This is a genomic window from Streptomyces sp. ST2-7A (assembly GCF_021390475.1).
GTDB lineage: Bacteria > Actinomycetota > Actinomycetes > Streptomycetales > Streptomycetaceae > Streptomyces.
The window spans coordinates 77,066-83,354 of the sequence record NZ_JAJUWS010000029.1; the positions used below are offsets into that span (position 1 = coordinate 77,066).

General features: G+C 72.4%; 4 protein-coding genes. 1 reads left to right on the forward strand and 3 read right to left on the reverse strand.

Features of this window, described 5'->3' with window-relative positions; genetic code table 11:
- Positions 1 to 110: 110 nt before the first annotated feature.
- The 3 genes from LZF96_RS27090 to uvrA all read right to left on the reverse strand — a co-directional run bounded on the left by LZF96_RS27090 (position 111) and on the right by uvrA (position 5,250).
- Positions 111 to 1,514, reverse strand: coding sequence for a phosphodiester glycosidase family protein (locus LZF96_RS27090; RefSeq protein WP_233873347.1), 1,404 nt, complete (start codon positions 1,512 to 1,514; stop codon positions 111 to 113).
- 296 nt (positions 1,515 to 1,810) lie between these two features.
- On the reverse strand, positions 1,811 to 2,203 hold the full coding sequence (locus tag LZF96_RS17975; RefSeq protein WP_233873350.1) for a Rieske (2Fe-2S) protein: 393 nt from the start codon (positions 2,201 to 2,203) through the stop codon (positions 1,811 to 1,813).
- Between the two features lie 134 nt (positions 2,204 to 2,337).
- Positions 2,338 to 5,250, reverse strand: coding sequence for an excinuclease ABC subunit UvrA (gene uvrA, locus LZF96_RS17980; RefSeq protein WP_233873353.1), 2,913 nt, complete (start codon positions 5,248 to 5,250; stop codon positions 2,338 to 2,340).
- Between the two features lie 242 nt (positions 5,251 to 5,492).
- On the opposite strand from uvrA, the gene LZF96_RS17985 reads away from it, so the two are divergent.
- Complete coding sequence (locus tag LZF96_RS17985) at positions 5,493 to 6,200, forward strand: maleylpyruvate isomerase family mycothiol-dependent enzyme (RefSeq protein ID WP_233873356.1); 708 nt, start codon at positions 5,493 to 5,495, stop codon at positions 6,198 to 6,200.
- Positions 6,201 to 6,289: the final 89 nt, after the last annotated feature.

Consider the following 6,289-nt stretch of genomic DNA (forward strand, 5'->3'; position numbering starts at 1 on the left):
CCGGGGAACGCCGCCGGGGAGCGGTGAACCGTCCCGGCGGGCGACATCGACGCGGCGGTCGGGCACCCGGCGGTGTCCGGCCGCCGCTCTCCGTCTCCGCTCGCGGGTGGTCAGCGGCCCGTCACCGCCGGAACCGGCTCGGCCCCCTCCCGGGCCGTCCCCGCCTCCCCGGTCGGCGCGGTACCCCGCTCGACGTTCACCGACGCCTCGCCGGGAAGTTCCTCCACCGCCTCGCCGTCCTCCCCGACCGACACCGTCTCCACCCGGATGCCGGGGGGCGCGCCCTCCCCGCGCGGAGCGGTGATCGCCAGCCCGTTGGGGATCGGACGCGGTGACCCGCCCGACGGCAGGTTCACCACCCGCGCCGCGACCGCACCCGGCTCCCGGACCAGCAGGGTGGTCGAACCCCCGCCGTCCAGGTTCAGCGCGTTGTGGGCGCCCAGTTCGGCCATGAAGGAGGCCAACGCCGTCAGGGTCATGCCCACGGTGTGAGCCTGCCGGCCGTCCACCGTCACCAGATACATCTCGGTGCCGTCGGCGGAGAACCCCACCGCGGTGCGCGGCGCGGTCACGTTGTTCGGCGCGCCGTCCCAGCTCAGGGCGATGCCATCCACCACCAACGGCTCCTGCCCGCCCACCACCGTGCGCGGCAGCGGACCGCCGTCGGCGGCCCGGGCGGAGAACTCCGGGGCGACGCTCTCCCCGACGAGCAGCGCTTCCAGTGCCCGGGCGCCGGCACCCCGGCCCAGGAGCAGGCCCCCGTCGTCGGGAACGGCACCGACCCCGGCACCCTCGTTCACCGCGGTCACCAGGCCGTCGCGGAACTCCACCTCGACGACATCCGGGGAGCGCTCGACCACCGGCGACCGGTTGACCGGTCCCCACTCCGGGCCGTAGAGGCCGATTCCGTCCACCGGCAGACGGGCCGCGTTGTAACCGCTCAGGGGGAGTTCACCGTACGCGGTGACCGCCTTCCCCTCGAAGAGCACCTCGAGCATCCGGCCCGCGCCGTCGGTGTCGAAGCCGACCGCCTCGACGCGCCCCGGACTGGCCGAGTGGAGCAGCGCCCCGTTCCGGACGCCGGCACCGAGAGGGGCGTAGGTCTGGTTGATGTCGAAGAAGTCGGCGTTGACGGCGGCCACGGTCACCCGATCGACCCCCGGGTCGTGAAGGGCCACCAATTCCTCCAGGGTCGCCGTCCCCGCCACCGCGGGGGCGCCGAGGTGGTCGACGCGCAGGTCCTCGGTGAGGTCCAGGGTCAGCACGAACGCGGAGGCCGGCCCGTCGGGTTGCGCGGCCCGTACCCCGGTCAGCCGGGCCCCGGCGACCACCGGCGGGGACGCGGGCAGCACGGCCGGGGCGCCGCCGGCGCCCCGGGGGCCGTCGGCGGCGGCCGACACGGTGAGGTCGGGGGGCAGGGCGGTCGGCAGCAGGCCGAGACCGAGGGTGGTGAAGACGGCGGCGATCAGCAACGATCGCGGGTGAGGTCCGCGTCGTCGGGCGCGGTCGTGCACGGTGGAGCCCTTCCTGGTCGCGCGGGGTCGCGCACCCGACCGGGCGGCGGCATCCCGGTGTCGGGCGGCTTCGATGCTGGGTGTGAAGCGCGGCTCCGGGGAGGATAGGGCCTTCCCGGCCGGTGTGTCCCGCGCCGGCGTGTCGGTGCCACGCGACCGGGGGCGCCGGGGGAGGGGCGCCCGGACCACCGGCCGGGGAGCGGTCGCCCACGCGAGGACGTCCGGCGGGTGATCGGGGGATCACGGTGTGTGCGACGCGTCGGGACGCCCGCCCGATGGGGTGTCCCGGCCGGGGGTCAGCCGGCCACCAGCACGCCCTCGTCGTTCATCCGCACCGGCACCGACAACAGCGGATCGTACGCCGGACCGGCCAGCGGCCGGCCGCCGTCGATGGTGTCGAAACGGCTGTTGTGGCAGGGGCACTCGGCGATGGCGCCCTCCGGCGGGGAGAGCAGACATCCCAGGTGGGTGCAGACCGCGCTCCAGGCGAGGAAGGTGTCCTCCTCGGGGCGGCTGACCAGCAGTCGGGCCCGCTCGTACAGTCGGGCGCCGCCCACCGGTACCTCGTCGGCCGGACCCAGCTCCACGGGTTCGTCCGGGGCCTCGGGTTTGGCCTCGTACCGGTGTTCACAGCCGGTCAGGCAGGTCGCCGCGACGCCGACGGAGGCGATCGCGGCGCCGCGCAGCACGGTGCGACGGGAACGAAGGGGTCCGGTGGACGCAGACGAGGAAGCGGAGCGGCCGGGGAATGTCACGGTTCGTACCCTACGCAAGCCTTCCGGGGCGGTGACGGCCGGGGTACCCGTCACCGCCCCGGATGCGCTCAGGCGCGGGCGGCCGACCGTTTCGCCCTCGTCCGCGCCACCGGTGCGGCGGGGATGTCCGCGTCGCTGACCCGATCCCCGAGGATGTCGCGCAGGAACTTCCCGGTATGGCTGCCGGGGACCGAGGCGACCTGTTCCGGGGTGCCCTCGGCGACCACGGTGCCGCCCCCGCCGCCGCCCTCCGGGCCCATGTCCACCACCCAGTCGGCGGTCTTGATGACATCGAGGTTGTGCTCGATCACGATCACCGAGTTGCCCTTCTCGACCAGGCCCGAGAGCACCTCGATCAACTTGCGGATGTCCTCGAAGTGCAGGCCGGTGGTCGGCTCGTCCAGGACGTAGACGGTGCGACCGGTGGAGCGCTTCTGTAGTTCGGAGGCGAGCTTGACCCGCTGCGCCTCGCCGCCGGAGAGGGTCGTGGCGGGCTGGCCCAGCCGCACGTAGCCCAGACCGACGTCCTTGAGGGTGCGCAGGTGCCGGGCGATGGCGGGCACCGAGGCGAAGAATTCCGTCGCCTCCTCGATCGGCATGTCCAGCACCTCGGCGATGGACCGGCCCTTGTAGTGCACCTCCAGGGTGTCCCGGTTGTACCGGGCGCCGTGACACACCTCGCAGGGGACGTAGACGTCCGGCAGGAAGTTCATCTCGATCTTGATCGTGCCGTCGCCCGAGCAGTTCTCGCAGCGTCCGCCCTTGACGTTGAAGGAGAACCGGCCCGGCAGGTAGCCGCGCACCTTGGCCTCGGCCGTCTCCGCGAACAGCTTGCGGACGTGGTCGAAGACCCCGGTGTAGGTGGCCGGGTTCGAGCGGGGGGTCCGGCCGATGGGGGACTGGTCGACGTGCACCACCTTGTCCACCAGGTCGTCCCCGGTGACCCGGGTGTGCCGACCGGGGACGGCCCGCGCGCCGTTCAGCTCGCGGGCCAGGTGGGTGTAGAGGATGTCGTTGACCAGGGTGGACTTGCCCGAGCCGGAGACGCCGGTGACCGCGGTCAGCACACCCAGTGGGAAGGAGACGTCCACCGAGCGCAGGTTGTGCTCGCGGGCCCCGAGCACGGTCAGTTTCCGCTGCGGGTCCACCGCCCGCCGTTCGGCCGGGATCGGGATCTCCCGCCTGCCGGAGAGGTAGCGGCCGGTGAGCGACCTGTCGTTGGTCAGCAGTTCGGCGAGCGGGCCGCTGTGCACCACCTCGCCACCGTGCTCACCGGCCCCGGGGCCGATGTCCACCACCCAGTCCGAGGTCTTGATGGTGTCCTCGTCGTGCTCCACCACGATCAGGGTGTTGCCCAGGTCGCGCAGGCGCACCAGGGTCTCGATCAGCCGGTGGTTGTCGCGCTGGTGCAGCCCGATGGAGGGCTCGTCCAGCACGTAGAGCACACCCACCAGGCCCGAGCCGATCTGGGTGGCGAGCCGGATGCGCTGGGCCTCGCCGCCGGAGAGCGAGCCGGCGGCCCGGTCCAGGGAGAGGTAGTCCAGCCCGACGTCCACCAGGAACCGCAGTCGCTCGTTGACCTCCTTGAGGACCCGCTCGGCGATGGTCTTCTCGCGGTCGGTGAGGGTGAGGTCGCGCAGGAAGTCGGCGCACTCGCTGATCGACATGCCGGCGATGTCGGCGATGGAGCGGTCCTTGACGGTGACGGCGAGGACCACCGGCTTGAGGCGGGTTCCCCGGCAGGCCGGGCAGGGCACCTCCCGCATGTAGCCCTCGAAGCGCTCGCGGCTGGAGTCGGTCTCCGACTCCCCGTGCCGGCGGCGGATGAAGGGCACCGCGCCCTCGAAGGTGGTGGTGTAGGCGCGCTCGCGGCCGTGCCGGTTCTCGTAGCGGACCTCGATACGGGTGCGGTGGCCGTTGAGCAGGGCCTTGCGGGCGCGCTGCGGCAGCCCCTCCCAGGGGATGTCGGTGCGGAAGCTGAGGGACTCGGCGAGCGCGTTGATCAGGTGGGCGAAGTACCCCTTGGTGTGGCCGTGCGACCAGGGGTGGATGGCGCCCTCGTCCAGCGTCTTCTGCGGGTCCGGGACGATCAGCTCCGGGTCGACCTCCATGCGGTTGCCCAGACCCGAGCAGTCGGGGCAGGCGCCGAAGGGGGAGTTGAAGGAGAAGGAGCGCGGCTCCAATTCCTCGAAGGAGAGGTCGTCGTAGGGGCAGTACAGGTGCTCGGAGTACATCCGCTCGCGCTGCGGGTCGTCCCCGGGGAGGTCGACGAAGTCCAGCACCACCATGCCGCCGGACAGCCCGAGGGCGGTCTCCACCGAGTCGGTCAGCCGGCGACGGGAGCTCGGCTTGACGGTGAGGCGGTCCACGACCACCTCGATGGTGTGTTTCTCCTGCTTCTTGAGCTTCGGCGGGTCCGAGAGCTGCACGACGGCGCCGTCCACCCGGGCGCGGCTGTAGCCCTTGGTGGTCAGTTCGGCGAACAGGTCGACGAACTCGCCCTTCCGCTCGCGCACCAGCGGTGAGAGCACCTGGAAGCGGGTGCCCTCCTCCAGTTGGGAGACCCGGTCCACGATGGCCCGGGGGGACTGTCGGGCGATGGGTCGGGAGCACTCGGGACAGTGCGGTTTTCCGATGCGGGCGAACAGCAGCCGCAGGTAGTCGTAGACCTCGGTGATGGTGCCCACGGTCGATCGGGGGTTGCGGGAGGTGGACTTCTGGTCGATCGAGACCGCCGGGGAGAGGCCCTCGATGAAGTCCACGTCCGGCTTGTCCATCTGCCCCAGGAACTGCCGCGCGTAGGCGGAGAGCGACTCCACGTAGCGGCGCTGCCCCTCGGCGAAGATCGTGTCGAAGGCGAGCGAGGACTTGCCCGACCCGGAGAGCCCCGTGAAGACGATCAGGGAGTCCCGCGGTAGGTCGAGCGAGATGTTCTTCAGATTGTGCTCGCGAGCGCCGCGAACGATGAGTCGGTCGGCCACGCCGAATGGCACCTTTCCTGTCTCGGGGGCGACGGCCCGCGTCGCGCGGGTCGCCCCGTCCAAGAGTATGGGCGGGGTATGACAACGGGCTCGTGGAGCGGGAGCCCGGGGCCGGATCGCCTCCGCAGCATATGGCACACGTGTTCGATCTAAAGAGGGCTTCCGGCCGATCGGTCGGGTGGCCAGAGGGGGAGCCCCGCACACCCTGGCCGGGGGCCGCCGGGCGGGTTAGCGTGGTGATCATGAGTCGACCCGAAGCCGAACTCGCCGCCCTCGCCGGTGCCGGGAACCGCCTGCTGTCGCGTCTCGGTGACCTGTCGGACACCGACGTGGCCGCCCCCTCGGCGCTGCCCGGCTGGACCCGGGGCCATGTCCTGGCCCACCTCGCCCGCAACGCCGACGCACTGGTGGAGGTGCTCGCCGGACGGCCCATGTACGCGAGTGCGGCGGTCCGGGAGGAGGACATCGAGCGTGACGCCCACCGGTCCGTCGCGGAACACCTGTCCGATCTGCGTGCCGCGGACGCCCGCCTCGCCGAGGCCCTGCGACGGATCCCCGACGACCGTTGGAAGGACACCGTCGAGCTGCGCAACGGTGTCACGGACACCGCGGCCTCGGTGCCCTGGCGACGATGGCTGGAGGTCGAGCTCCACCTGATCGACCTCGACCTCGGATACACCGTGGCCGACCTGCCGGGTGACTTCACCGACCGCGCGCTGCCCTGGCTCGTCCGTCGCTTCGCCGACCGACCGGACGTCGAGCCGATCGGGATCCGCGTCGAGGACGGCCGGTCATGGCGCACCGGTCGAGGCGCCGGAGCCGACGGCGACACCGGGGAACCGGTGGTGGTCACCGGCGGACCGGCCGCGCTGACCGGCTGGCTCACCGGCCGCACCACCGGGACCGGGCTCACCGCCTCCGGTGACCTGCCCCGGATCCCCGCGCTGTGATTCCCCCACCCGCCCCCGCCCTGTGATTCCCCCACCCGTCCCCGCGCTGTGATTCCCCCCCCCCCACCCCCCCCCCCCCCCCAAGCCCC